Origin of the sequence: Ventosimonas gracilis (genome assembly GCF_001580025.1) — a bacterium.
GTDB lineage: Bacteria > Pseudomonadota > Gammaproteobacteria > Pseudomonadales > Pseudomonadaceae > Ventosimonas > Ventosimonas gracilis.
Map to the genome: position 1 here is coordinate 1 of NZ_LSZO01000121.1, position 761 is coordinate 761.

A 761-nucleotide genomic window follows, 5' to 3' on the forward strand; every position below is an offset into this window, starting at 1 on the left:
GAACGAAACGAAGGTTTCCCCGCCAAGCCATTTGCCTTCATGGGCCATGATGCCATCGGCAAAATCCCCGCCCGCATCGAGCACGGCCAAGCCAGCTTCCACAGCAGGGCGGTTTATGACGACATTTTCAGTATCCAGAAGCGCCCTGATTGCGCCGGAAACGTCCTCTTTCGGCAGTTTGGCACCCTGCCTAAGAATCCACACCAGCTCACAGAGCGAAGGCAAGGAAACGGCGATCAGGGTTGCATCCGCAAGCAGCTTGCGAGCCGTTCGGCATTGCCCTGCATCGTCTTGCAAAATGGCGCGAGCCAGCACGTTTGTATCGGCAGTGATCTTCATTCTTTGCCAAATTCCCCGGCCCATCCTGCGGCCGCTATGTCGTTCATTTCTTCGATGGACAGGGGCTTTTTCAGCTTCACCTTGCCATCAAGCGCATGGAAGAAATTTTCAATGGTTCCGGCAGGACGTGCCGCCCGCACCCGAATTTCACCGCCCGGCAGCTTTTCAAACTCGACCCGTTCGCCGGGCTTGATACCGAGGTGATGCAGCAAGTCCCGCTTTAGCGTGACCTGCCCTTTCATCGTCACTGCTAGTGAAGTCATGGGAACCCCCTTTGCTGAACATGCCTACACAGTAATTGAAATCTACATTACCGCCAAGTGCAAATTTAGTTAGGGTCTTAGGAAGCAAACATGTTTTTATGGCATGATAACTTCCTGATATGACTGGTAAAAATAGGTACTTCAAACGTTCGAAAATCA

Annotated in this window: 2 protein-coding genes; both read right to left on the bottom strand. The window is 52.6% G+C overall.

The features are described 5' to 3' along the window. On the bottom strand, positions 1 to 339 hold a 339-nt coding region (locus tag AXE65_RS05370; protein ID WP_068389138.1), incomplete at its 3' end, for a type II toxin-antitoxin system VapC family toxin. Beyond that, complete coding sequence (locus tag AXE65_RS05375) at positions 336 to 602, bottom strand: AbrB/MazE/SpoVT family DNA-binding domain-containing protein (RefSeq protein WP_068389141.1); 267 nt, start codon at positions 600 to 602, stop codon at positions 336 to 338. The genes AXE65_RS05375 and AXE65_RS05370, both read right to left, overlap by 4 nt. Positions 603 to 761: the final 159 nt, after the last annotated feature.

What these genes read in the sequence shown, in the direction of transcription:
- AXE65_RS05375 (WP_068389141.1), bottom strand. Translation starts at nt 602, where the DNA reads ATGACTTCACTAGCAGTGACGATGAAAGGGCAGGTCACGCTAAAGCGG.